At 71.0% G+C, this 23,659-nt stretch carries 22 protein-coding genes and 1 riboswitch; of the genes, 10 read left to right on the top strand and 12 right to left on the bottom strand.

Features of this window, described 5'->3' with window-relative positions; genetic code table 11:
* Positions 1–36 precede the first annotated feature (36 nt).
* The 4 genes from AB0M63_RS38890 to AB0M63_RS38875 form a co-directional block, all read right to left on the bottom strand.
* Positions 37–2,103: a PQQ-binding-like beta-propeller repeat protein gene (locus AB0M63_RS38890; protein ID WP_366022683.1), complete on the bottom strand. Its 2,067-nt coding sequence runs from the start codon at positions 2,101–2,103 to the stop codon at positions 37–39.
* Between the two features lie 98 nt (positions 2,104–2,201).
* Positions 2,202–4,256 carry a hypothetical protein gene (locus tag AB0M63_RS38885; RefSeq protein WP_366022682.1) on the bottom strand — a complete coding sequence of 685 codons (2,055 nt, stop codon included), beginning with the start codon at positions 4,254–4,256 and terminating at the stop codon, positions 2,202–2,204.
* A gap of 29 nt (positions 4,257–4,285) precedes the next feature.
* A complete protein-coding gene (locus tag AB0M63_RS38880; protein WP_366022681.1) occupies positions 4,286–5,842 on the bottom strand; it encodes a hypothetical protein in 1,557 nt (518 codons plus the stop codon).
* A 208-nt stretch (positions 5,843–6,050) separates the two neighbouring features.
* Complete coding sequence (locus AB0M63_RS38875; protein ID WP_355922840.1) at positions 6,051–6,488, bottom strand: Lrp/AsnC family transcriptional regulator; 438 nt, start codon at positions 6,486–6,488, stop codon at positions 6,051–6,053.
* Between the two features lie 154 nt (positions 6,489–6,642).
* Here AB0M63_RS38875 and AB0M63_RS38870 point away from each other — a divergent pair, with 154 nt between their 5' ends.
* Together AB0M63_RS38870 and AB0M63_RS38865 are read left to right on the top strand one after the other, a co-directional pair.
* Positions 6,643–7,812: an aminotransferase class I/II-fold pyridoxal phosphate-dependent enzyme gene (locus tag AB0M63_RS38870; RefSeq protein ID WP_366022680.1), complete on the top strand. Its 1,170-nt coding sequence runs from the start codon at positions 6,643–6,645 to the stop codon at positions 7,810–7,812.
* Between the two features lie 54 nt (positions 7,813–7,866).
* Positions 7,867–9,159 carry an amidohydrolase family protein gene (locus AB0M63_RS38865; RefSeq protein WP_366022679.1) on the top strand — a complete coding sequence of 431 codons (1,293 nt, stop codon included), beginning with the start codon at positions 7,867–7,869 and terminating at the stop codon, positions 9,157–9,159.
* Here AB0M63_RS38865 and AB0M63_RS38860 read toward each other — a convergent pair.
* The gene (locus tag AB0M63_RS38860; protein WP_366022678.1) at positions 9,156–9,953 is read right to left on the bottom strand and encodes an SDR family NAD(P)-dependent oxidoreductase; all 798 of its coding nucleotides are present in this window, start codon (positions 9,951–9,953) and stop codon (positions 9,156–9,158) included. The two genes, AB0M63_RS38865 and AB0M63_RS38860, sit on opposite strands and share 4 nt — an antisense overlap.
* Before the next feature lie 50 nt (positions 9,954–10,003).
* On the opposite strand from AB0M63_RS38860, the gene AB0M63_RS38855 reads away from it, so the two are divergent.
* Positions 10,004–10,531, top strand: coding sequence for a hypothetical protein (locus AB0M63_RS38855; RefSeq protein WP_366022677.1), 528 nt, complete (start codon positions 10,004–10,006; stop codon positions 10,529–10,531).
* 9 nt (positions 10,532–10,540) lie between these two features.
* On the opposite strand, the gene AB0M63_RS38850 is transcribed toward AB0M63_RS38855, so the two are convergent.
* The 4 genes from AB0M63_RS38850 to AB0M63_RS38835 all read right to left on the bottom strand — a co-directional run bounded on the left by AB0M63_RS38850 (position 10,541) and on the right by AB0M63_RS38835 (position 13,953).
* On the bottom strand, positions 10,541–11,455 hold the full coding sequence (locus tag AB0M63_RS38850; RefSeq protein WP_366022676.1) for an SDR family oxidoreductase: 915 nt from the start codon (positions 11,453–11,455) through the stop codon (positions 10,541–10,543).
* A gap of 88 nt (positions 11,456–11,543) precedes the next feature.
* Positions 11,544–12,173, bottom strand: coding sequence for an MBL fold metallo-hydrolase (locus AB0M63_RS38845; RefSeq protein ID WP_366022675.1), 630 nt, complete (start codon positions 12,171–12,173; stop codon positions 11,544–11,546).
* Positions 12,173–13,261 carry an S-(hydroxymethyl)mycothiol dehydrogenase gene (locus AB0M63_RS38840; RefSeq protein ID WP_355922819.1) on the bottom strand — a complete coding sequence of 363 codons (1,089 nt, stop codon included), beginning with the start codon at positions 13,259–13,261 and terminating at the stop codon, positions 12,173–12,175. The genes AB0M63_RS38845 and AB0M63_RS38840 overlap by 1 nt, the downstream gene beginning before the upstream one ends.
* A gap of 98 nt (positions 13,262–13,359) precedes the next feature.
* On the bottom strand, positions 13,360–13,953 hold the full coding sequence (locus AB0M63_RS38835) for a transketolase (RefSeq protein WP_366022674.1): 594 nt from the start codon (positions 13,951–13,953) through the stop codon (positions 13,360–13,362).
* Positions 13,954–14,226: 273 nt separating this feature from the next.
* Here AB0M63_RS38835 and AB0M63_RS38830 point away from each other — a divergent pair, with 273 nt between their 5' ends.
* Genes AB0M63_RS38830 through AB0M63_RS38815 form a run of 4 tightly spaced genes read left to right on the top strand, consistent with a single transcriptional unit; the run spans position 14,227 to position 19,623 of the window.
* Positions 14,227–14,991, top strand: coding sequence for an isopentenyl transferase family protein (locus AB0M63_RS38830; RefSeq protein ID WP_366022673.1), 765 nt, complete (start codon positions 14,227–14,229; stop codon positions 14,989–14,991).
* Positions 14,988–16,334 (top strand): FAD-binding protein, encoded by a 1,347-nt coding sequence (locus AB0M63_RS38825; protein WP_366022672.1) that lies wholly within the window; start codon positions 14,988–14,990, stop codon positions 16,332–16,334. Before AB0M63_RS38830 ends, AB0M63_RS38825 begins: the two co-directional genes overlap by 4 nt.
* Positions 16,325–17,836 (top strand): TIGR00730 family Rossman fold protein, encoded by a 1,512-nt coding sequence (locus AB0M63_RS38820; protein WP_366022671.1) that lies wholly within the window; start codon positions 16,325–16,327, stop codon positions 17,834–17,836. Before AB0M63_RS38825 ends, AB0M63_RS38820 begins: the two co-directional genes overlap by 10 nt.
* Before the next feature lie 32 nt (positions 17,837–17,868).
* On the top strand, positions 17,869–19,623 hold the full coding sequence (locus tag AB0M63_RS38815; RefSeq protein WP_366022670.1) for an ABC transporter ATP-binding protein: 1,755 nt from the start codon (positions 17,869–17,871) through the stop codon (positions 19,621–19,623).
* Between the two features lie 67 nt (positions 19,624–19,690).
* Here the strand turns inward: AB0M63_RS38815 and AB0M63_RS38810 are convergent, their stop codons facing one another.
* The gene (locus AB0M63_RS38810; protein WP_355922801.1) at positions 19,691–19,984 is read right to left on the bottom strand and encodes a hypothetical protein; all 294 of its coding nucleotides are present in this window, start codon (positions 19,982–19,984) and stop codon (positions 19,691–19,693) included.
* 171 nt (positions 19,985–20,155) lie between these two features.
* Between AB0M63_RS38810 and AB0M63_RS38805 the strand changes: the two genes are divergently transcribed.
* Both AB0M63_RS38805 and AB0M63_RS38800 read left to right on the top strand, forming a co-directional pair.
* Positions 20,156–20,521 (top strand): nuclear transport factor 2 family protein, encoded by a 366-nt coding sequence (locus AB0M63_RS38805; RefSeq protein WP_355922798.1) that lies wholly within the window; start codon positions 20,156–20,158, stop codon positions 20,519–20,521.
* Positions 20,522–20,848: 327 nt separating this feature from the next.
* A riboswitch (ZMP/ZTP riboswitch) is annotated at positions 20,849–20,933 on the top strand.
* A 21-nt stretch (positions 20,934–20,954) separates the two neighbouring features.
* Positions 20,955–21,803, top strand: coding sequence for a bifunctional 5,10-methylenetetrahydrofolate dehydrogenase/5,10-methenyltetrahydrofolate cyclohydrolase (locus tag AB0M63_RS38800; protein ID WP_366022669.1), 849 nt, complete (start codon positions 20,955–20,957; stop codon positions 21,801–21,803).
* Here the strand turns inward: AB0M63_RS38800 and AB0M63_RS38795 are convergent, their stop codons facing one another.
* Positions 21,804–22,703, bottom strand: coding sequence for a CU044_5270 family protein (locus tag AB0M63_RS38795; RefSeq protein WP_366022668.1), 900 nt, complete (start codon positions 22,701–22,703; stop codon positions 21,804–21,806).
* A gap of 90 nt (positions 22,704–22,793) precedes the next feature.
* On the bottom strand, positions 22,794–23,315 hold the full coding sequence (locus AB0M63_RS38790) for a sigma-70 family RNA polymerase sigma factor (protein ID WP_366022667.1): 522 nt from the start codon (positions 23,313–23,315) through the stop codon (positions 22,794–22,796).
* A gap of 105 nt (positions 23,316–23,420) precedes the next feature.
* Here AB0M63_RS38790 and AB0M63_RS38785 point away from each other — a divergent pair.
* The coding region (locus AB0M63_RS38785; RefSeq protein ID WP_366022866.1) for a cbb3-type cytochrome c oxidase subunit I at positions 23,421–23,659 on the top strand (239 nt) is incomplete at its 3' end.

Raw genomic sequence — 23,659 nt, 5'->3', positions numbered from 1 at the left:
CATTCGTTTCCCCATGCGGGAAAGGGCGCATGGGCGTCAGGTGTGTATCGCGTACAGGAAATAGCTCTCGCTGTCTTCCTCGTCGCTGCCGACATACACCGTCCCGTCCACCACCACGGGTGTCGAATGCGACTCTCCGCCGGTCTCCAGCCGCCAGCGTTCCTCGCCCGTGGCGGCGTCCACCGCCCAGAGCGACATGTCCTCGCTGCCGATGTACACGGTCCCGTCCGCCACCGCCGCCGACGAATCGTGCGCGGCTCCGGTCTCCCGCTTCCAGCGTTCCTCGCCCGTGGCCGCGTCCACTGCGTACAGGTACCAGCCGTTGGTGCCCATGTACACGGTCCCGTCCACGACCGTGGGCGTGCACCACGTCGAGTCGCCGAGGGGGCGCCGCCACCGCTGCTCACCGCTGGCGGGGTCCAGGGCGAGCAGGCCGTGGTCGTCGGCCGCGTACAGGGTGCCGTCGGCCACCACCGGTGAGGTGTAGGCGGGGGATCGGGTCTTCACCTCCCAGAGTGTGCTTCCCGTTGCGGCGTCGACCGCCCACAGGGACTCGCGGGGGAAGGAGATGTAGACCCGGCCGTCGGCCACCGCGGGGGAGCTGAACTCTCCTCGGGTGCGCGGGCGGCGCGGCCTGAGCCGCTGCTTCCACAGCATCCGGCCGGTGGCCGCGTCCACGGCCCGGAGGCATCCGTCGCGGCCGGCCGCGTAGACCGTGCCGTCGGCCACCGCCGGTCGTGTGTCTCGCGCGTATCTGGTCGCGCGCTTCCACAGCCTGCGGCCGGTGGCCGCCTCCATGGCCCACAGCTGCCCGCCGCTGCCGCCGACATACACGATCCCGTCGACGACCGCCGGTGGCGAGTTGCCTTGGTAGGCGGACTTCAGTCGCCACCGTTCCTGGCCTGTGGCGGCGTCCAGTGCCAGCAGGCCGATGTAGGTGGCCTGGTACACGACGCCGTCGGCGACGACCGCCGTGAAGTGGTCCGCCCCCGATGCCTCCACGCGCCAGCGCACGGTGCCGGCGACCGGAGCGGAGCCCGCCGGGACGGAACTCCGATCGGCGGTCGTCCGTACCGGCTGGGTGGCTGCGGCGCGGTGGTCCTCGACGGGTGCGTCGTCGGGCCGATGGGCCCGCACGGCGTAGAGGTGCTCGTCGAGGCTGTCGACGTACACCGTGCCATTTCTCACCAACGGCGTGGAGTGCACCGGCTCGGTGGTCCTGACCTTCCACCGCGGCTCACCGGTGGCCGCGTCCACCGCCCACAGGCGTCCGTCGCCGCTGCCCGCGTACACGGTGCCGTCGGTGATCGCCGGCGTCTCGTGGATCTCGCCGCGGGTCTTCAGCCGCCACCTCTCGCGACCTGTCTCGGCGTCCACCGCGACCAGGTACCAGCCGTAGACACCGGCGACCACGATGCCCTCGGCCACCGCCGGGCTCGCCCACACGCCGTGTCCGAAGGGCAGGCGCCAGCGTTCCGTGCCCGTCGCCGCGTCCAGCGCGACCAGGCCGGAGTCATTGCCCACGTACACGCCTCCGCCGTCCGCCGTCGGTGCGTGCCCGACGCCCCCGTCGGGGAAGACGTTCCATCGCCTGTCTCCGGTGGCCGTGTCCAGGGCCAGCAGATGGCCGAGCTCAGCCGCGTAGAGCACACCGTGGGCCACTGTCGGCGGTGGGTTGCGGAAGGTGCGGTGGTCCTCCACCTTGACGTTCCACACCGGCCGGCCGGTGAGTCCATCGACCGCCCACATCCGGCCGCGGTGCGCCGCGTACACGATGCCGTCGGCCGCCGTCGGCCTCGACATCCTCGATTTGCGCGATCTCCACTTCCACCGCACGTCGCCGGTCGCGGCGTCCACCGCCGTCAGATGGCCGACGCCGTCGGCGAAGTACACGACGCCGGTGTCGGCCACCGGTGATGACTTGATCCAGCAGTCGTGTTCCAGTAGCCAGCGGCGCTGCCCGGTGTCCGCGTCGATCGCCACCAGATCGAAGGAGTCCTCGATGACATAGACGGCGTCGTCGGCCATCGCGGGCATCTGGTAGAGCACGCCTCCGCCGGGCACCCTCCAGAGTGTTCTGTCATCCACGTCGACAGCGGCCATGGCTTCCCCCTCCTCTCAAAGCGCCGAGCGGCCCCACCACGGAAGCCGACAACGCACGGAACCCTGACATGTCGCGTTTGTGTGGCGCAACCATGAATTCACCTGGTTCCAGGGCTCGTTGGCCGCGCCTCGGCAGCGTGGCGCGTGAGCGGGAGAGTGAGGACTCCACGGTCGTGTCCGACGACCAGCTCCGTACCCGCGGCGGCGAGACAGGTGGGCGCCACATCCAGGGCGATGTGCCGCACCGCGCCGGTATCCGGTTCCCACATCCGCAGTCGGTGACCGTGTCGGGTGCCGACGACCAGGACCGTGCGGCCGCCGTCCAGGGTGGTGGCGGTGATGACCGGCAGACCGGCGGTGCCGGTGGAGACGGGCAGACCGTCGCCGATCGGGGCACCGGTGGCGGGGTCCCACAGCATGACCACGCCCTGGTTGTCGGCCGTGGCCAGCAGGGTTCGGTCGGCTGTGGGCACAGCCGCCACAGCGGCCACACGATGGTCGGCATCGGCGAGCGCACGTGCGTTCAACTGCACGGCCGCGCCGCGCTCCCAGGGGTCGTCGACGGCCGGATCCCACATATGAAGTCGGCCCGAGGTGTCCGAGGCCGCGATCAGCGTGTGGCTGTCGGAGATCGGGACGGCGGCGATCGACTGGATCGGACTGCCGTAGGGGTTGAGGCGCCCGACGCACTCTCCGGTCTCCGGTTCCCACAGCCGGACCGCGCCCCGGGGCGTGGCAGTGACGAGCAGGGTGCGGCCGTCGGGAACGGTCGCGGTACACATTCCGGTCACCCCACCGGGCCAGTCACCGGCCGGTTCGCGCACCGGCTGCCCGGTGGAGGGGTTCCACACTGTGATCGTCCCGGTGTCGCCTCCGCTCGCCAGCAGGACGCGGCCGTCAGGCAGGGGCAGGGCCGTCATCGAGCGGACACGGTCCGGATGTCCTGGCATCGGGTCGCGGACGAGTCGGCCGTCGGCCGCGTCCCAGAGGTACACCACCCCGCTGTCCCCGGCACCGGCCACGAGCGCCGACCGCCCCGAACGGGGCACCACCGCCAGGGAGTTGACGGGTGCGGAGTCAGCGACCACCCGTATACGGCCCCAGGGCGTGCCGTCGGCCGCGAGCACCACGTTACCGTCCTGCCGGAACCGGGTCGCCGCTTCACCTGTCGGTACGGCCGCGGCCGACTCCGCCGTGGCAGCCCGTTCGTCGGAGTCCGTCCACACCTGCGTCGGTTGGTGCTGGGCGTGCGCACCGTCCGGGTTCTCCGCGAGGCCGTCGGCGATCGTCCATGTCCGCTCGCAGTCCCAGCAGCGGAAATACCCGGTGAGCGACGTCAGTTGGCGGCCCCATTCCTTGGCGTCCTCTTGCGGGGTGCTCCTGACCGCGACCAGGCCGGCGACCAGGCACAGGACGGCCTGCCCCGGTGTTTCGGGCGGTACCCCGGTCGCCGCGACTTCGCGTGCCACCCGAAGAAGGGGCTCCCAGCCCTCCCCCAGCGCCTCCTCCCGCAAGGCCGCTGCGACCTCGCCCCACGGATGCTCTCCCTCCCGGACGGGAGCGGGATCAGGAAGCCCCGGCGCCTCGGCGGGCGGACGCGCCGGGTCCGCGAAGAACTCGGGGATCTCGGTGTCGCTCTCGCATTCCGGGCACACCAGCAGGAGGCCGCTCCCCTGGAGATCGACGAATCGCCCCAGCGCCGCGCCCGTGTGGTGGCCGGCCAAGGCCACGCAGGAGAGCGCGAGTTGGGCGCAGACCTGTGGGGGCGTACGGGCGGCGAGGAGGCTTCGGGTGGCTGCCTCCTCGGCCAGACGCAGTGCGGCGTCGAACCCGGCCTCCAGGTCGGCCGGGACGGGGGGTCTGTAGTCGGCGGTCACGATGAATCCCAGGTCCACCCAGAAGTCCACGCTCTGCCCCGGAGGCAGGGCCGCTGCCGCCTCGACGAGATGCGGCAGGGCCGCATAGGCACCGTCGGAGACGACTCCGTCGTCCATCAGACCGCCGGCCACGTACGTCCAGGTCTGCTTCCATTCGTCGCCGCTTCCGGCAGCGGCGGCGGAGCCCAGCTGCTCCAGGAGAGTTTTCACCTCCTCGGCCTTCACACCGTCGAGATCACGCCAACGAGGGCTCCGCAAGGGCAGCTTCGGAATCATGGAACGAGTCTCGCAGTCGGCACTGACAGTCAGGGGCGGGGCGGAGGAGGTGACGTACGGCTCGGCAGGATGTCGTCCCCCGCCACGGATCCCCACACCATCAGGTCGGCGACCACCGCCACCGAACGGGGCGCGATCCGCTCCAGGGCCGGCAGAACAGGTGCCCAGCCGTCGAGAACCACGGCCTGCGCGGCGAGTCTGCGGGCGCGGGACGGCCCTGACTTCTCGGGTTGCTCGGGCTGCTCGACGAGCGCGGCCAGTGCGCGGGCCCGTGTCGCGCGGTGGGCGATCGAGCGGGTGAGCGTCTCGGCCCGGTCCGGATCACCGTGCCGGGCCGTCTCCCTGGCGACCGCGACGAGTGCCTCGCCCTGTGCCCAGGGGTCGTTGATCGCGTGGGCGAGGGCCTCGGCCCGGCTGGTCTCGCCGCGCCGGGCCAGTTCCCGGACCACGTCGATCAGCGCTCTGGCCTGTGCACGCCAGTCGGTGATCGCGTGGGCGAGAGCCTCAGCCCGGCCCGTGTCGCCGGAGCGGGCCAGTTCTCCGACGATCTCCGCGTGCCGCGCCACGGACAGATCGGGGTCGAGCCGGTCGGCGAGGGCCATGGCTCGCTCGACCTGCCCATGGCGGGCCAGCAGGAGTGTCACGGACCTCAGCAGAATGTCGTGATCACGGCTGACGCCGGTCTCCAGCAGCGCCTCGGCACGGTCGGCCAAGGCCGGGACCAGGTCCTGGTCCTGGTCCTGGTCCTGGTCCTGGTCCTGGTCGGCGGTTTCGGCGACCGCGTCCAGCACGCATGCCATGTCCCAGGCATCGAGCGGGGATCTGCGGAAGAACGGGCGAGCAGCGACCTCGTCCAGGTCCTCTTCCGGGTCTTCTTCCAGGTCTCCGCCCGGAGCTCCTTCCAGGGCCATGCCCCCGGATCTCGGCGCAGGACGCAGTAGCGCATCGAGCCGGTCGAAGTCTCCCGCAAGCACTTCGCGGGCCAACACCTTTGCCAGGGGCCGAGGTTGGGACCACCCGGTCGCGCCACGCGATCGTGTGAAGTCCGCCAAGTGGTCGGCGAGCGCGGCGGCCCGGTCGTGGTCGCCGGTGGTGACCGCCACCTCCACGAGGAGGGCGAGCATCTGTTCCGTCCCGTCGACGGGGTAGGAACTGACCTCGTCCCCGGCGCGAGCGGCGAATCTGAGCGCCTCGTCGATGTCGCCGCTGTCCGCCGCCTCCTTCGCCAACAGGGCCCAGGCCCACCCCCAGTTGTGCGGGTAGCGGATCCGCTCCGCCAGCGCGACAGCCGTTTCCCGCTCACCGGCACGGGCCCACGCCGGCACGAGGGCGACCAGTGCCTGGTCGCGCAGTTGTCGTAGGGGAATCGACTCGGCCAGCGCCTGAGCGCCGCGCAGGTCTCCCGCGCTCGCCGCGGCCTTCACCAGTTCCAGCAGCTCCGTACCCTGCTTGAACTCGTCACTGATCGTGTACGCCGACTCGGCCGCGCGCACGAGGTGGCCGGTGCGGGCGAGCGCCGTCGGCAACCATCCACTGGCGAGACGGGCGTCCTGTTCGCTGCGCACAGTCAGCCGCAGAAGGGCCAACAGGCAAGGCTCGAACCCTCCTTGGAGGATGTCGCTACCCACGCCTCCCCCGTCGCTCTCCGGTGCAAGGCCGCGACGTCGCTCCCGTTCCCGCGCCAGGAAAAGCTCTGGGCCCCACTGGGCCAATCCCTCTGACATGCCTGGCCCCCCTCGGTGAAGCCCCCAACCGCACATTCCCCGGACGGCACCGTCTGGGTCAGCACTGCTGTCACGCGGTGTCGAGTGTCTTCATGATGACGAAACTGTTGACCGTGCCGACGCCGGGCAGGGCGGCCATCTGGTTGGCGTGGAAGTCCTCGTAGGCGGGCAGGTCGGCGACCTCCACCTGCAGCAGGTAGTCGAAGTTGCCGGTGATGTGGTGGCAGGCGATCACCTCCGGCAGCTCCCTCACCTGTTCCTCGAAGGCGACCACGGCCGCGCGGGTGTGCCGCATCAGCCGCACCCCCGCGAAGACACGGAGCCCGCGGCCGACCGCCGCCGGGTCGATCAACGCCCGGTAGCCGCGAATGATCCCGGCCTCCTCCATCTGCCGTACCCGCCGCAGGCACGGTGAGGGCGTCAGACCGACGCGGGCGGCGAGCTCGTTGTTGCTGATACGGCCGTCCCGTTCGAGTACGGCCAGGATCGACCGGTCCACTTCATCCATGACAGCAGGATATTGCGCGGAGAGCTTCCATAGCACAGATACATGCCGCACTTGAGCGCAAGATCTTGCCAAGATTGCTGGCAACCGAGTCACGTCCGCGTGGGCGGCGGCCATCCTGGATACCGACATAGCGTCGAATTCCGGAAGGCCAGTCATGCCGGGCAAGAGCACCGTCACCGTCCACACCGACCGTGAGACCCACCCCAGCCGCGCCGTGGCGCCGCCCATCTACCAGACGGCGGCGTTCTCGGCCGAGGACGCGGCCACGTTCGCCGCCGGCGCCGTCGAGCCGCGGGGCCAGGACTTCTACACCCGCTTCGGCAACCCGAACCACGCTCAAGTCGCCGCCGCTGTGTCGGAGTTGGAGGGCACCGAGGCCGCGATGGTCACCGCGTCCGGCATGGCCGCGATCACCACGGCCGTGCTGGCCCTGGTGTCCTCCGGCGACCATGTCATCGGGCAGAGGTCCACCTACGGCGGCACCGCTTCGGTCCTGCTGAACCTGCTGCCGCGCCTGGGCGTGTCCACCACGCTGGTGGACCAGAGGGACCCCGAGGCGTTCGAGCAGGCCCTCACCCCCAGGACCCGGCTGATCCTGGTGGAGACACCGAGCAACCCGCTGCTGCACATCACCGACCTGCGCGCCGTCGCCGAACTGGCCCGTGCCCACGGTGCGTTGACCCTGGCGGACAACACCTTCGCCACCCCGCTCAACCAGCGCCCGGCCGACTTCGGCATCGACGTGGTCTGGCACAGCGCGACGAAGTACCTGAACGGCCACTCCGACGTCTCCGCCGGGGTGCTGGCCGGGCCGGCGGAGATCCTGGACCGGATCTGGGACACCAGCCTGCTCACCGGCGCCACCCTCGGTCCCATCGACGCCTGGCTGCTGCTGCGCGGCATACGCACGCTGCCGCTGCGCGTGCCGCGGCACAACGACAACGGCCTCGCTCTCGCCGAGGCGCTGAGCGGCCACCCGACCGTGGCACACGTGCACTACCCCGGCCTGGCGACCCACCCGCAGCACAAGCTGGCCGTCGACCAGATGACCGGGTTCGGCGGAGTGCTCAGTGTCGAGTTCACCGGCGGATACGAGATGGCCGACGCCTTCCTGTCCCGGCTGCGCTACGCCCGCCGCTCGGCCAGCCTCGGCGGTGTGGAGTCGCTCGCCGTGCACCCGGCCTCCATGTGGGCCGGAATGCTCAGCGACGAGCAGCTCACCGAGGCCGTCCCGGCGGGTCTGGTGCGGCTGGCGGCTGGCATCGAGGACACGGCGGACCTGGTCGCGGACGCGCTGGGCGCGGCAGACGCCGTAGACCGCTGAGCGTCCGTACACCACCCGAAGTACCCGAACCACCCGAAGTAAAGGACCTCTCTCATGAAGACCCTCCTCTCCGGCGGCACCGTCGTCACCATGGACCCGGCTGTCGGCGATCTCCACCGGGGCGACGTACTGATCGAGGACGGCGTGATCACCGAGGTGGCTGAACGCGTCGACGCACCGGACGCGGAGGTGATCGACGCGAGTGACCGGATCGTCATGCCCGGCTTCGTCGACAACCACCGGCACGCCTGGCAGACCGCGTTCCGGGGCGTGGGCGCGGACTGGACGTTCGCCGAGTGGGCCGCCGCCATGCACGGCACCGTCAAGCCCCACTACCGGCCCGAGGACGTCTACGTCGGCACCCTGCTCGGCCGTCTGGAGGCCCTGCACTCGGGCGTCACCACGATGCTGGACTGGTACCACGTCGCACAGGGCCCCGAGCACGAGGACGCGGCCGTCGCCGCACTGCGCGACGTACCGGCGCGGTCCATCTTCTGCCCCGGTGCCGGCTGGGGCTCCGCCGACTCCGTGGACGACGCGATCCGCCGCCTCCGCGCCGAACTGTCCGACGGCGGACTGGTCACCATGGCGTGGGGCCTGCGCGGGGTCGAGGACACGAGCCTGGACACCGTCGCCCGGGAACTGAAGCTGGCCGCCGAACTCGGCCTGCGCACCAGCCTGCACACAGGCTCCGACGGCGTCCAACGCCCCATCGCCGAACTGCACGAGCACGGCCTGCTCCGGGACACCACCACGTTCGTGCACGGCAACGGCATCAGTGACGAGGAACTGCGCATGCTCGCCGGCGCGGGCAGCTCGATCTCCATCAGCCCGGACGTCGAGCTGAAGATGGGCTTCGGCAACCCGCTGACCGGCCAGGCGCTCGCCGCCGGCCTGCGCCCGACCCTGTCCACCGACGACGTCCCCTCGGTCGGCGGCGACATGTTCTCCACCATGCGTACGGCCTTCGCGGTGCAGCGCGGTCTGGACGGAGGTCTGAACTCACGCGACCTGCTGGCGTTCACCACCATCGACGCCGCCGTCTCCTGCGGACTCGACGGCCGCACGGGCAGCCTCACACCCGGCAAGGACGCCGACATCATCCTGCTGCGCACCGACGACATCACCGTGTTCCCGGTCACCGACCCGGCCGGCAGCGTCGTCTCCGCGGGTCATCCGGGGCTGGTCGACACCGTGCTCGTCGCCGGCCGCGTGGTCAAGCGCGAAGGAGCCCTGGTGGACGTGGACCTGCCCGCGCTCAGGACCCGGCTGACCGCCTCCCGCGACCGAGTCGCGGCAGCCGCCGGCGTCCGGCTCGACAGCACGTGGCGGCCGAACGGCGGCTAGACATCCCGCTGCGGCGAAAGCGCCCTGTGGAACCCAGTGTTGACCGCGGTAACCCCTCCGTCGACGGTCAGAACCGTGCCGGTGATCCAGGAGGCATCGCGCGAGGCGAGGAAGGCGACAGCTGCGGCGATGTCCTCGGGCTCGCCGACCCGGCCGAGCGGATACAGCCCGCTCAGCGCGTCCAACTCGTCGTCCCGGCCCTCCCACGCGGAGGTGCGGACCGTGCCCGGCACCACCAGGTTGACGCGCACGCCCCGCCCGGCGGCGTGGCCGGCGAGGGTGCGGGTCAGGGAGGTGAGTCCGGCCTTGGCGGCGCTGTAGGCGTGGTTGCCGAAGTCCTGGGCGCCGTTGACGGAACCGATGCTGACGATGGCTCCGCGTCCGGAGGCGACCAGGTGCGGGAGTGCGGCACGGCAGCAGCGGTACGTTCCCGTCAGCGTGATGTCGAGGTCGCGTCCCCACTCGTTGTCGGGCTCGTCCTCGAAGAGCAGGCGGTCGGGGGTGCAGTGAGCGGCGCTGTTGACGAGGACATCGAGCGTCCCGAAGGAGTCGACGGCGTGGGCGACGGCCCGCTCCACCGCCTCCCGGTCCCCCACGTCACAGCCGAACGCCTCGGCCGCCAGCCCGAGTTCACACAGCACCGCCGCCGTCCTCTCCGCCTCGGGGAGATCGACGTCGGTCACCAGGACCCGAGCGCCCTCTTCGCCGAGCCGCCGGGAGACGGCCGCACCGATGCCGCGGGCCGCGCCGGTGACGAGAACTCCGTACCCCTCGAAGCGCTTTGTGTCGGTCATGGGCCCGAACGTACTGCCGGAACGATCAACTCGGCAGATACCGTGCGGACATGAACGCGTTCATACAGCAACTTCCCGCGCTGATCGGTGTGGTGATCGGCGCCCTCGGCTCGTACCTGGCGATCGTGCGGGGTGAGCGGGTGAGGTTCCAGCGGGAGCGGGAGGCAAGTTGGGAGGAGCGGCGGCTGAAGGTGTACGCCGAGTACGCGCGGACGTTGAAGAAGTCGGTGACTCTGACGTACCGGGTCGAGTCCCATCTGGGCAACGACCCGCATCCGCACCCACTGACCCCTGCGGAGGCCGAACCCCTGCTGGCCGAGGCGACCGTGGAGCGCGACCCGTCCGGTGAGGCGCTGATCCTGCTGGGCAGCCCGGAGGTGGTGGAGAAGGCCCGGGCGTGGGTCGGCGCGGTGATGGAGATGGAGCGGTTCATGCGCGCCGGGACCCAAGACCCGTCCGCTTGGCAGGAGTTGCTGGAGCGGCAGCGCGCCGGCCGCGAGGGCTACTACGCGGCCGTACGGGACGATCTGGCGCTGCCGCCGGGCCACTCGGCGCGCTGGCCGGTGACCGAGGTCTGATCCCCCATCTCACCGGTACCCGGTGACGTCCGCCGGTTTCCCCGCGTCCTGCACTTCCACCAGGTACCGCCACGCGTCCGGGCGACTGCCGTCGAGGTCCGTGAAGCCGTACACCGGGGCAAGTCCGCCGCTGGACAGGGACTGCCCGTTCCAGCGGGCGACTTGGGGGTCGGTCGCGAGGGCGGTGACGGCGCGGCCGACGTAGCGCGGGGTCTCCGAGATGGCGAAGTGGGGTACGCGGTCCAGGGCGTCGCGCCAGTTGTCCTCGCGTACGCCGAACTGGTCGAGCATGATCTCCGAGCGCAGCCAGCCCGGGGTCAGTGCCACGGCGGTGGCGCCGCGCGGGCCGAGTTCGTGGCCGAGGGCGAAGGCCATGCGCAGGACGGAGGACTTGGCGAGGTCGTAGAAGAAGGAGACGCGGTAGGTGTCGCGGTTGTACTCGGCGGTCCCGTCGGTCATTTCGACGACCAGGCCGCCGGGTCGGCGCAGGAGTAGAGGCAGGGCGTGGTGGCTGGTGATCGCGTGTGTCTCTACCGCCAGTCTGAGGAGGCGGAGCCCCTTGTCGAGGTCGTGTTTCCACACGGGGGTGTCCCAGGCGAAGAGGTGTTCGCCGCCCCAGATGTCGTTGACGAGGATGTCGAGGCGGCCCTCTTCGTCGTCGATGCGGTCGACGAGGTGCTGTACGGCCGACGGTTCCAGGTGGTCGGTGGGGACTGCGATGCCCTGACCGCCGGCCGCGGTGACGAGGTCGGCGGTGTCCTCGATGGTCTCGGGCCGGTCGTACTCGGAGCGCCGGGCGCGGGTGGTGCGACCGGTCACGTAGACGGTGGCGCCGGCCGCGCCCAGTTCCACCGCGATCCCGCGTCCCGCTCCGCGCGTCGCCCCCGCGACCAGCGCGACCCTGCCTTCCAGTGGGCCAGGCATGTCCGACCTCCCGTGCTCGTTCGACCTGTGTCCTGTCGATCGTGCGGGAGAAGCCGGACATCCTCTGTCGTGTTTTGCCGTACGGGGTTCAGTGCCCCCGCGCGATCCACTCCTCCAGGTGTGCGGCCTCCGCGCCGATGGTCGTCGAGTCGCCGTGTCCCGTACGGACCGTCGTCTCGGGCGGCAGGGTCAGCAGACGATCGCGGATGGAGTCGATGATGGTCGGGAAGTGGGAGTACGACCGTCCCGTGGCCCCCGGGCCGCCGTGGAAGAGGGTGTCGCCGGTGAAGACCGTGCCGAGCCCGGGGTCGTACAGGCACACGGCACCTGGCGCGTGGCCGGGCGTGTGCAGGACCTTCAGGTCGGCGCCCGCGGCCTCGATCACCTGGCCGTCGGCGAGATGGGCGTCGGGGTCGCGGTCGGGGTGGGTCTGCTTCCACAGCGGCAGGTCGGCGGGGTGCAGCCAGATCGTGGCGCCGGTGCGGTCGGCCAGCTCCGGCGCGGCGTCGATGTGGTCGTTGTGGGCGTGGGTGCAGATGATCGCGGTCAGTCGCCGGTCGCCGATCGCCCGGAGGATGGCGTCGGCGTCGTGGGCGGCGTCGATCACCACGACCTCGTGGTCGTCGCCGACGATCCACACGTTGTTGTCGACGTCCCAGGTACCGCCGTCGAGGGTGAACTGCCCTGACGTGACGAGGTGTTCGATCCGCGCCGCCATCACAGCACCACCACCGAACGCAGCACGTCGCCGCCGTGCATCCGCTCGAAGGCCTTCTCGATCTCGTCCAGTTGGATCGTCTCCGTCACGAACGCGCCGAGATCCAGGCGCCCTTGCTGGTGGAGGTCGATGAGCATCGGGAAGTCGCGGGAGGGCAGGCAGTCGCCGTACCAGGACGACTTGAGGGCTCCGCCGCGTCCGAAGACGTCCAGGAGCGGGAGTTCGAGCTTCATCTCCGGGGTGGGCACGCCGACGAGGACGACCGTTCCCGCCAAGTCGCGGGCGTAGAAGGCCTGCTGGTACGTCTCCGGGCGGCCGACCGCCTCGATCACGACATCGGCACCGAAGCCACCGGTCAGCTCACGGACCGCCTCGACGGGGTCCGTGGACTTCGAGTTCACGGTGTGCGTGGCACCCATCGCACGCGCCTTCTCCAGTTTCCGGTCGTCGATGTCCACCGCGATGATCCGCGCCGCACCCGCAAGCCGCGCCCCGGCGATCGCCGCGTCACCGACCCCGCCACACCCGATGACGGCGACGCTGTCACCGCGCCCCACGTTGCCGGTGTTGATCGCCGCACCGATACCGGCCATCACCCCACAGCCCAGCAACCCGGCGACCGCCGGGGAGACGGCCGGGTCGACCTTCGTGCACTGGCCGGCGGCCACGAGGGTCTTGTCGGCGAAGGCTCCGATACCGAGAGCCGGGGAGAGTTCCTGGCCGGTCGACGCGAGGGTCATCTTCTGCCGGGCATTGTGGGTGTTGAAGCAGTACCAGGGGCGGCCGCGCAGACAGGCGCGGCAATTGCCGCACACCGCACGCCAGTTGAGGATCACGAAATCGCCGGGGGCCACGTCGGTGACGCCCTCGCCGACCGACTCCACGATGCCGGATGCCTCATGGCCGAGCAGGAAGGGGAAGTCGTCGCTGATGCCGCCCTGTTTGTAGTGCAGATCGGTGTGACAGACCCCGCAGGCCTGCACCTTGACCACGGCCTCACCGGGTCCGGGATCGGGTACGACGATCGTCTCGACCCGGACCGGTTCGTTCTTGCCCGGTGCGATCACGCCGCGTACTTCCTGCGCCATGGTCCTGAACCCTTTCGTCGGCCGTTGTCCCTGCCTACGACCCTACGCGTGACTGATCGGTAAGGGCACGACGGCGTTGCACACCCGACAGCCGGTCGTCACCTCAGGAAATCGCGGACCGCACGGCCCACGCTCCCGTCGTCCAGTCCCTCCGCGCCGCCGAGCGCCAGCAGCCGGTGCGGTACGTGGAGAAGGGTCCCGGCGACCTCCCGGGCCAAGGTGCCGGGCAGGCCCGGCTCGACCAGGATCACGTCCGCGTGGTCGGCGGCGAGTACGGCCGTACGCAGGCCGATCTCGTCGAAGGGGCGGACGGTGGCCGCGTAGAGGACGGCGACGTCGAGCCCGGCCGTGGCGCGCAGTACCGGGTCCAGGGTGGCGCCGACCGCGAGCACCACGCCGCCGAGGCCCTCGCGGACGACCTCGAAGCCGCCCTTCACGGCCCGTGGTTCGGCGTTGGACTCGGCGGAGACGTGGACGTAGGCATGCTCGCCGTCGTGCAGTGCACCGAGGATGGCTCGGCGGACTTCGACGGGGTGTCCGGGGACGTGGACGGTCCAGCCCGGGGTGGCGGCGAACCTGGTCAGCTCCCCCACCGTGCCGTAGCCGACCAGGACAGTGCCCCTGGCCGCGGGTCCGTCCTCCTTCGGCCCGAGGTGGGTCTCGGCGACGGCGAGCAGCATGTCGGATTCCATGGAACTGCCTCCTGTGAAGTGCCTTTGATGCTTTCTTCAAACGGAGCAAGAATTGGTTAAGAATCCCCGCTGATCCTCTCGGTGCTTTCTCATATCGCCCTGGATTCCCGACCAAAGAGCCTTCCATGCCCGGGGCTCGGACTTTTAACAACCTCACAGGAAAGTGGCGAGGTCTTTGCCCTGCCGAGGCGAACACCTGGTTCTTGATCACCATGCTCGTGCGTAGGTTGACGCTGGTATTTCCCTGTAGGAGTGCTGGAAGGGACATGTGTCATGGCCGAAAAGGAAACACTTCCCGTCGCACGTCCGTTCGTCCATCTGATCGCGGGACCGACCGGCGTCGGGAAAAGCGCGGCGGCGACCGAACTGGCCCGGACGACCGGGGCCCCGATCGTCGTGGCCGACCGTTTACAGTGCTTCACCGATCTGGCCACGACGAGCGCCCGGGCGGGCGCCGAGGTGCCGGACGTGCGCCGGCACTGGCTGGGCGACCGGACCTTCGCCGACGGCGACCTGTCCGCGGCGGCGGCCACGGACGCCCTGGTCGGGCTGGTGACGAGGCTCGGTCCGCGGCCGGTAATCGTAGAGGGAGGCTCGATCTCGCTGCTGCGGGAGCTGGCCGCGCGCGTCGCCGGCCTGCCCTGGCGGCTGACGGTCCGCCTGCTGCCCCTTCCCGACCGTGCCGTGTACGTCGCCGCGCTCACCCGCCGGGCCCGCGAGATGCTCGCTCCGGCCGCGCCCGGCCGGAGCCTGCTGGACGAGCTGGCCGCGCTCTGGCGCGATCCCGGTCACCGTCTGCTCGCCGCCTCGGTCAACGGGTTCGAGGCCGTTCTCGAATGCTGCGCGAAATACGCGCTCGACGTGGAGACGATCGACAAACAAGACCTGCCCGAACACATCCTGAACCGGATGGCCGCCCTGATCGCCGAACGCCATGCCGAGCACGGCATTCTCCAGCATCGCGCGTTCACCGAGATATTCGGAGAATGGACGACGGGGTCGGGAATCGACTTCGGCCCGCTGGAGCGTGCAGCATGAAAGGATCATCGGATCTCATTCAGTCGCCGGGCACCCGCGCCGAGGATCTGGCGCGTGCCGCGGACGATTTCGGCCATATCGTGGGTTCCCGTCCGCTCGGCGTTCTGGCCGCGCGTTCCGCCGACGCAGTCCGGGATCTCGTCGCCTTCGCCGGAGAACACGGACTGCCGGTCTCGGCGCGCGGCGGCGGCCAGGCGCTGTACGGCCAGGGGCAGGCGGACGGCGGCTATGTCGTCGACATGGGCGCGCTGAACGAGGTGCGCTGTGTACCGGAGGACCGGACGCTGGTCGCCGGGGCGGGCGCCCCGTGGCGCGAGGTCGTACGCGCCGCGCTCGCCGAGGGGCTCGTGCCACCGGTGCTCCCCGACCATCTCGGCTCCAGCGTCGGCGGGGTGCTGAGCACCGGGGGCTTCGGTGCCGCCAGCCACCGCTACGGCGCGGCCACCGACTGGGTGCGGGAGGTGGAGGTCGTCACCGGCACCGGCGAGCTGCTGACGTGTTCGCCGGAGCGGCGCCCGGACCTGTTCGACGCGGTCCTCGCCGGTCTCGGCCAGTGCGCCCTGATCGTCGGCGCCACCCTGCGGCTGGTGCCCGCGCCGGACCGGGTGCGTCGCTACCGCCTCTACCACCACTCCCCCGGCACCTACTTCACCGACCAGCGGCGGCTGGCCAGGGACGCCCGCTTCAGCCAGGTCGCGGGCCAGGCCCGGCCGGCGCTGGGCGGCACCTGGGACTACATGATCGAGGCGGTGGCCCCGCACCCCGGCCAACTGCCGTACGAGGACGAGCTGTTGATCGGCGACCTGGACCACGACCGGGACACGGAGGAGATCGAGGACCTCTCCTACGCCGAGTATCTGCACCGCATGGACCGCGACGAACGGATGCTGCGGGCCACGGGCGAGTGGGACCGCCCGCACCCATGGCTGACCCTGCTGCTCCCCGAGGAGGCCGCCGCCGCCCTCGTCCCGCCGATGCTCGCCGAGGAGGCCCAACAGGGCCTGCGCGCCTGCGGAACCGTCCAGCTCCGCCCGCTCGCGGGCCACACCCTGCGCACCCCGCTGCTGCGCAGGCCACCGGGCGAACTCCTCTGCCTGCTCTCCCTGATGCGCACAGCACCACCCGAACACCCGGACACCGTACGGCGGTTGGTGGCCGCCAACCGCGCGCTGTACGAGCGGGCCACGGCCGTCGGCGGGGTCCTGCACCCGGGCGGCGCCCTGCCGATGACACCCGCCGACTGGCGCGCCCACTTCGGCCCCGTGTGGTCCCAACTGGCCCGCGCCAAGGACCGGTTCGACCCGTACGCCGTCCTGACCAGGGGGTACCGGCTGTGGCCGTGACCTCGGTGACCGTCTTCTGCGGGGCGTCCCCCGGCCGCGACCCCGGTCACTCCCGGACGGCCGCCGAACTCGGCCGCGCCCTCGCGGAGTCCGGCCTGCACCTCGTCTACGGCGGTGCCGGCATCGGCCTCATGGGCACGCTCGCGGACGCGGCCCTGGCCGCCGGCGGCACGGTGACCGGAGTCGTGCCGCGCCGCATGCTGCCGTACGAGATCGCGCACACCGGGCTGACCTCGCTCGAAGTGGTCGCCGACATGCACGAGCGCAAGGCGCGGATGGCGGCGGAGGGTGACGCGTTCGTGGCGCTGCCGGGCGGGCTCGGCACGGCGGAGGAGCTGTTCGAGGTGCTGTCGTGGGCGCAGTTGCGGATCCACCGCAAACCGGTGCTGCTCCTGGACCCGTCCGGCTTCTACGACCCGCTGCTGGCCTTCCTGGAGCAGGCACGGGACGAGGGCTTCCTGCGTCCGGGGGATCTGGAGCGGATCGTGGTGTGCGGGTCGGTGGCGGAGGTGGTGGGGCGGCTGGTCAACAGGCCTGCGGAGACGGCTCGTTCGGCTGATCCGGTCCGGCCGCCCGCCGGACGGACCGCGTTCCTGTTCTCCGGCGGCGGCTCGCAGCAGCCCGGCATGGGGCGCGAACTCCACGCGCTGTTCCCGGTGTTCGCGGACGCCCTCGACGAGGTCTGCGAACTGCTGGACCCCTACCTCGACATCCCCCTCCAGGACGTGATGTTCGCCGAGCGGGACACGCGCACGGCGGAACTCCTGGACCGCATCACCTATGCCAACCCCGCGATCTTCGCTCTCCAGGTCGCGCAGTACCGCCTGTTGCGCGGTTGGGGAGTCCGCCCGGACGTCGTCTTCGGATACTCGGCGGGGCGTATGGCCGCCGCCCAGGTCGCGGGCGTGTTCTCGCTGGCGGACGCCTGCCGTGCCGTGGGCACACTGTCCCGGCTGATGGGCGCGCTGTCCGGGGCGGGAGGCATGGCGGCGGTGGAGGCGTCCGAGGAAGAGCTGCAACCGATGCCCGGAGTGGTGATCGCGGCGGTCAACGGGCCCCGGTCCGTGGTGGTTTCGGGTGACCGGCGGGCGGTCGCGGAGGTCCACGCCCAGTGGACCGCCCGGGGCCGCCGGTCGCATCTGCTGCGTGTCGATGTGGCGCCCCACTCCCCGCAACTCGACCCGCTGCTCGACGACTTCCGCCGTGTCCTGCTCCCGATGGACCTGCGCGCCCCACGCATCCCGCTCGTCTCCGACATGACCGGGAAGCCGGTCGATGCCGAGGCCGCGACACCGGAGTTCTGGGTGCGGGAGCTGCGCGACCCGGTCCGTTTCGCGGACGCGGTCGAGGGGATGTCCGCGGACGGTGTCACGGACTGGCTCGAACTCGGGCCCGGGGAGGTCCTGTTGGGAATGCTGGAGGCCTGCGGTCCCGGCACGTCGGGTGCGCTGTCGATGGCCCGGGACTGGCGGACGCTGCGGCCGGTGACCGACGTAGCCTGAATGCTCCGACCGCTTCCCTCCCAAGGAGCACCGTGAGCATCGCAGGGACTCGGAGCGGCCCGCCTGCCTGGCGTCTGCTCCTCGACTACGTACGGCCGCACCGCTGGGCCCTGTTGGCGGGCGCGCTGCTCTCGCTGGTCACCGGGGGTACCGGGTTGCTGCTGCCGTTGGTGGCGCGGGGGCTCATCGACGACCTGTCGCGCCACCGGACCATCACCGGGGCGCTGCTCGCGATGTCGGCGCTGGTGGTCGCCAACGCGGCGCTGGGCGCGCTGGGTTCGTATGTGCTGCGGCGCACCGCCGAGTCGGTGGTGCTCGGTGCGCGGCGCGCCCTGTCGTCGTATCTGCTGCGGCTGCGGATCACCGCCGTGGACCGCAGCGAGCCCGGCGACCTGATGGCCCGCATCACCTCGGACACCACCCTGCTGCGCGAGGTCACCACCGACTCGCTGGTCGGCTTCGGCACCGAGGGGCTCATCCTCGTCGCGACGATCGTCATGATGAGCCTGGTCGACCCCGTGCTGCTGGCTGTCACCCTCGGGGTGATCGCGGGCGCGGGCACCGTCCTGAGCGTGATCGTGCCGCGCATCAACCGGGCCAGTCGGCAGGCGCAGGACGCGGTCGGCGTGATGGGCGCCTCGCTGGAGCGGATCCTCGGCGCGCTGCGCACGGTGAAGGCGTCCGGCGCCGAGGACCGTGAGGAGCGCACCCTGCACGCGGCCGCCGAGGAGTCGTGGCGGCAGAGCGTGCGCGCCGCCAAGTGGACGGCGGCGGCGGGCAATACGGCCGGTCTGTCGATGCAGATCGCGTTCATCACCGTCCTCGCGGTGGGCGGGGCACGGGTGGCGACGGGTGCGATCGACGTCGGCACCCTGGTCGCCTTCCTGCTCTACGTCTTCTACCTGATGCAGCCGATCCAGCAGGTCGTGGGCGCGATCACGCAGTACCAGACGGGCGCCGCCGCCCTCTCCCGCATCCAGGAGGCGCTCCACCTACCCGCCGAACCCCCATCCCCGCGAGCGCAGTTGCCCGCCCCCGGCGCCGCACCCGCGTCCCTCGCCTTCGACGACGTCCGCTTCCGCTACGGCGACGACCTGCCCTACGTCCACCACGGCGTGACGTTCGAGGTACCGGCCCAGGGCATGACGGCCTTCGTCGGCCCCTCCGGCGCGGGCAAAACCACCGTGTTCTCCCTGATCGAGCGCTTCTACGACCCCGAGTCCGGCACCATCACCCTCGACGGACGGGACCTCGCCGACTGGGAGCTGTCCGGGCTGCGGTCCGCCATCGGCTATGTGGAGCAGGACGCGCCGGTCCTGTCGGGTTCCCTGCGCGACAACCTGCTCCTCGGCAACCCGGACGCGAACGACGACGACGTCACCCGGGTCCTGAAGACGACCCGGCTCGACGGCCTGGTCGCCCGGCTGCCGAAGGGCGTGGACACCCTGGTCGGCCATCGCGGCACCCGGCTCTCCGGCGGCGAGCGCCAGCGCGTCGCGATCGCCCGCGCCCTGCTGCGCCACCCCCGGCTGCTGCTCCTCGACGAGGCGACCTCGCAGCTCGACGCGGTCAACGAGGCGGCCCTGCGCGACACCGTCGCCGATGTGGCCCGTACGACGACGGTCCTGGTCGTCGCGCACCGGCTGTCCACGGTGACGATGGCCGACCGGATCGTCGTCATGGACGCGGGCCGCGTCCGAGCGGTGGGGACCCATCGGGAGCTGGTGAGTGCCGACCCGCTCTACGCGGAGCTGGCGGCCACGCAGTTCCTGGCCACGGCCGGCTGACCCACGGCACGACCGAGGGCCGCCCGTTTCCGGACGGCCCTCAAGGTCTGTGTGCTGCGCGGTCCCGCTACTCGACGGCGGGGAGCAGTCCCGTGACCGGAGCGGCGAGGTCGGTGACCTGGTGCAACTGCTGGAGGTCGTTCAGGTGGTTCAGCGCCTTCATCTGGTCCGCGACCCGCGGGATCTGCGCCTGGTGCTCGGCGGGGATTTCACTCACCGCGAGCGAGTCCAGCAGGGCGACCGGGCTGACCTTGCCGTCCTTGAAGGCGGGCGCGTCGGCGGCGCTCGCCATCGGCGCGGCGAGGCCGGTGACCCCGACGGCGAGACCAACGGCGGCGACAATACGTCGTGTTGAGATCATGCTTTCAGCAACGCGGCCCGTCCTCGCGCGGACACGGGCGCCGGGCGCCGCTCACCCGTCAGGCGGAGCGCGCCGCTCGGTTTGCCGAGCCCGGCGCGGCGGAGGAGTCTCGTAGGAGAGGCGCTTCGCGGCTCGCTCCTGTTCGGGTCGCGGCCCTCGGAGGAGGTCACCATGGGCACCGCGTCAGGCCCCGGCTTCGACACCGAAGCCCTGCGCCGGGGCATCGAGGATCACACAGCGGCGACACTTCTGTCGCTCTACGCGGACGACGCCGAGATCCACGTCGTCGACCACCAGACCCAGCCCAGCAACCCCAAGGTCCTGCACGGCCGGGACGAGATCGGCGCCATGCTCGCCGATGTCTACAGCCGGGACATGACGCACAAGCTGGAGGAGTGCGTCGTACAAGGGGACCGGGTCGCCTACAGCGAGTCGTGTCAGTATCCGGACGGGGCCAGGGTCCTCGCCGAGTCGATGCTTCTGCTGAACGACGGCAAGATCACCCGGCAGACGATGATCCAGGCATGGGACGGATAGCGAGGCTGGTGCCGAGGGTCCGGGTCAACACCCGTCTGACCTGGACCTTTTCGGCGAGTACAGTGCCGGGGGCGTCCACCGGGATTCGACGGCGAGTACCGGTTTCCGCAGCGGGTCTGCGAGCTTCCGCCGCTCTGCTGGGCTCAGTGCTGCGAGCAGTGCGAGCTCGCCCGCTTCCTCCGCCGCCACGTGCCGGTCGAACACGGCATGCCCGGCGTCGGTGATCCGTCTCATGGGTCCGGACGAGATGCGAGGGGCAGTGTTCGACCCGACGGCGCCGACCGCGGAAAGCGGGTCCTGACGGCCGTAGAACACTCGGTTAGGCTGTTCGAGGGCCGTGACTGGCGCTGAGGTGGAGCACCACCGTGGAGCGGCCCACGCGGAGTCGATGCCGTGCGCCTGGGCGACTGGTCAATCAGCTCAGGAGTGGATCATGTCCCAGGCACGGCTCATGGACGGCACCGCGCTCGCCCGGCGCATCGTCGAGGACACCGCGAAGAAAGCCGCCGACCTCATGGAGCGCACCGGTACGGCGCCCTGTCTGGCGACGGTCCTGGTCGGGGCCGACCCGGCCTCCGTCACCTACGTCCGGATGAAGCAGAACCGCTGCCGCAAGGCGGGCATCGAGTCCCGGCACGTGGAACTGCCCGCCGCCACGACCACCGCCGAACTGGTCGCCACCCTCACCGCGCTGTCCGCCGACCCGACCGTGCACGGCATCCTGCTCCAGCACCCGATGGGTGAACACATCGACGAGCGGGCCGCGTTCGAGGCGATCGCGCCGGAGAAGGACGTCGACGGCGTCACCTTCGCGTCCTTCGCGACGATGAGCTTCGGTCTACCGGGTTTCGTGTCCTGCACGCCCGGCGGCATCATGCGGCTGCTCGACGAGTACGACGTCGACCCGTCCGGCAAGCGGGCCGTCGTCGTCGGCCGCAGCGCGATCCTCGGCAAGCCGGCCGGCATGCTGCTCCTGGCCCGGGACGCGACGGTCACCTACTGCCACTCCCGCACCCGCGACCTGTCGGCAGCGGTCCGCGAGGCCGACATCGTGGTCGCCGCCGTCGGACGGCCTCGGCTGATCCGCGGCGAGGACATCAAACCGGGCGCGGTGGTGCTCGACGCGGGCTACAACGCGGGCAACGTCGGCGACGTCGACTTCGACTCCGCCGCCGAGCGCGCCTCGCTGATCACGCCGGTGCCGGGCGGCGTCGGCCCGATGACCATCGCCACGCTCCTCGAACAGACCGTGGACGCCGCGGCCCGGCAACTCGGGGTGTGATCAGCGCGTCCACGCGCTGTAGTCCATGACGTCCCCGACCTTGACGCCGTACTCGGGCTGGTCCTTCGTGAAGGTGGTCTCCAGTCCGAGGACGGTGCCGGTGGCGGGGTCCATGATCAGCATCCGGCGGGTCGCGGACTGCTGATACACGTACGCCTGCCCGCCGCGCCCGAGCCGGTCGGTCACCTCCCCCACGGGCCGCAGCCCGTCCACGCCCGCGAGCAGCCGCGCCAACGCCGCCGACTCACGCGCGCCGAGCGTCCAGTGGTCCAGCAACTCCTGTACTGCGTCGAGAAGTTCGGGGGTGGTCAGTGGCGTCTTGCTGTTCGCCGTCTCCTGGAGGTACGAGCGCAGTCCCGCGACGCTGTGCGGGGGCCGGGCATCGGGCGGGACGTCGCTCCAACTCGGCGGATACGTCGTGTCCTTGAGGACATGCCCGTCCTCGACGATCCGTTCCGTGTGCGTGTCGTCCGCCTTCCACCGCACGATCCTCTCCTCGGGGAACGTGATCGGCGGCTTGTCGTCGGACATGCCGAGGCTCCAGGAGTGCACGTGAGTTCCCTTGCGCAGTACGGGAGTTCCGTCGGCCGCGGTCGCCGCCGCGAGTGCGGCGAGCTGGTTCAGGGATACGGGGGTGGAGTGGGCCCGCACCACGAGTGGGCGGGGGGCCGCGACGGCGGGAGCGCTGCTCGGTCCGCTCACCAACAGCGTGCACACCGTCGCCACAACGGCGACTCCGGCCATGAGGCTCCAGAGCAGTCGACGGCGCCTGGGCCGGCCGTCGTGCAGCAGCCGGTTGAGCCGGCGCTCGGCGTGATGGTCCAGCGGCCCGTCGCCGTAGCGGGGCCCGTCGGCCGTGAACGGGTTGGCGCTGCGCAGGAGTTCGAGTTCGTCAGCCATGCCGGTGGTCCTTAGCTGGGGTGAGGACGGCGACCCGAAGGGGCGCGGAGAGCTGTGCGAACAGCCACGACGGCGCCGCGGAACACGTGATCATCGCCCCGCCCCTCCCAGCACCGCGAGCCGGTCGATCTCCGCTCTCAGCCTCCGCCGCGCCCGATGCAACCGCATGGCCGCGGCCCGCACACCGCACCCGAGGACGACGGCGACCTCCTCCACGCCCAGCTCCTCCCAGGCCGTCAGCCGCAGCACCTCCTGGTCGGCCGGCGACAACCGCGCGAGCGCCTCGTGCACCCAGGAGCCGGGCGTCTCCGCGTCGGGACCGGCCGCGACCTGCCGCCCGTGCGCGCTCTCGTCGTTGCCGAGCCGGTCGACGAGCCTACGGCGGCGGCCGTAGCCGCGTACGGCGTTGGCCAGGCAGTTGCGGGCCACGCCGTACAGCCAGGGCAGCTGGGACGGCGGCAGGTCGGCGCGGCGGCGCCAGGCGACGGTGAAGACCTCCGCCACCACTTCCTCGACCTCGCTGTTCCGCCCGTCCAGTCGCCGGGCAACGTAGCGGCTGACCGCCCAGTAGTGCTCGCGATAGGCAGCGGCGAAGATCTCGTCGTTGCTCATGTTCCGTTCGTGTCCGGCACCCGGGTGATCGTCACACCCGGTTTCGTGATTCTTGTCGCGCCCGTCGAGTGTGACGGGCGGGCGGAGCACGGACACAGGCGGGGCGTGAGAGACCTCAAGAGCATCAAGTGGCTGACGACCACGGACCACAAGACGATCGGCACGCTGTATCTGGTCACGTCGTTCGCGTTCTTCCTGATCGGTGGCGTCATGGCGCTGCTGATGCGCGCCGAGCTGGCGCGGCCGGGGCTGCAGATCCTGTCGAACGAGCAGTTCAACCAGGCGTTCACGATGCACGGCACGATCATGCTGCTGATGTTCGCGACGCCGCTGTTCGCCGGTTT

Source organism: Streptomyces sp. NPDC051576 (genome assembly GCF_040681835.1).
Taxonomy (GTDB): domain Bacteria; phylum Actinomycetota; class Actinomycetes; order Streptomycetales; family Streptomycetaceae; genus Streptomyces.
The sequence above is the reverse complement of the archived record's forward strand: the minus strand, read 5'-3'. Positions and strand labels throughout refer to the sequence as shown.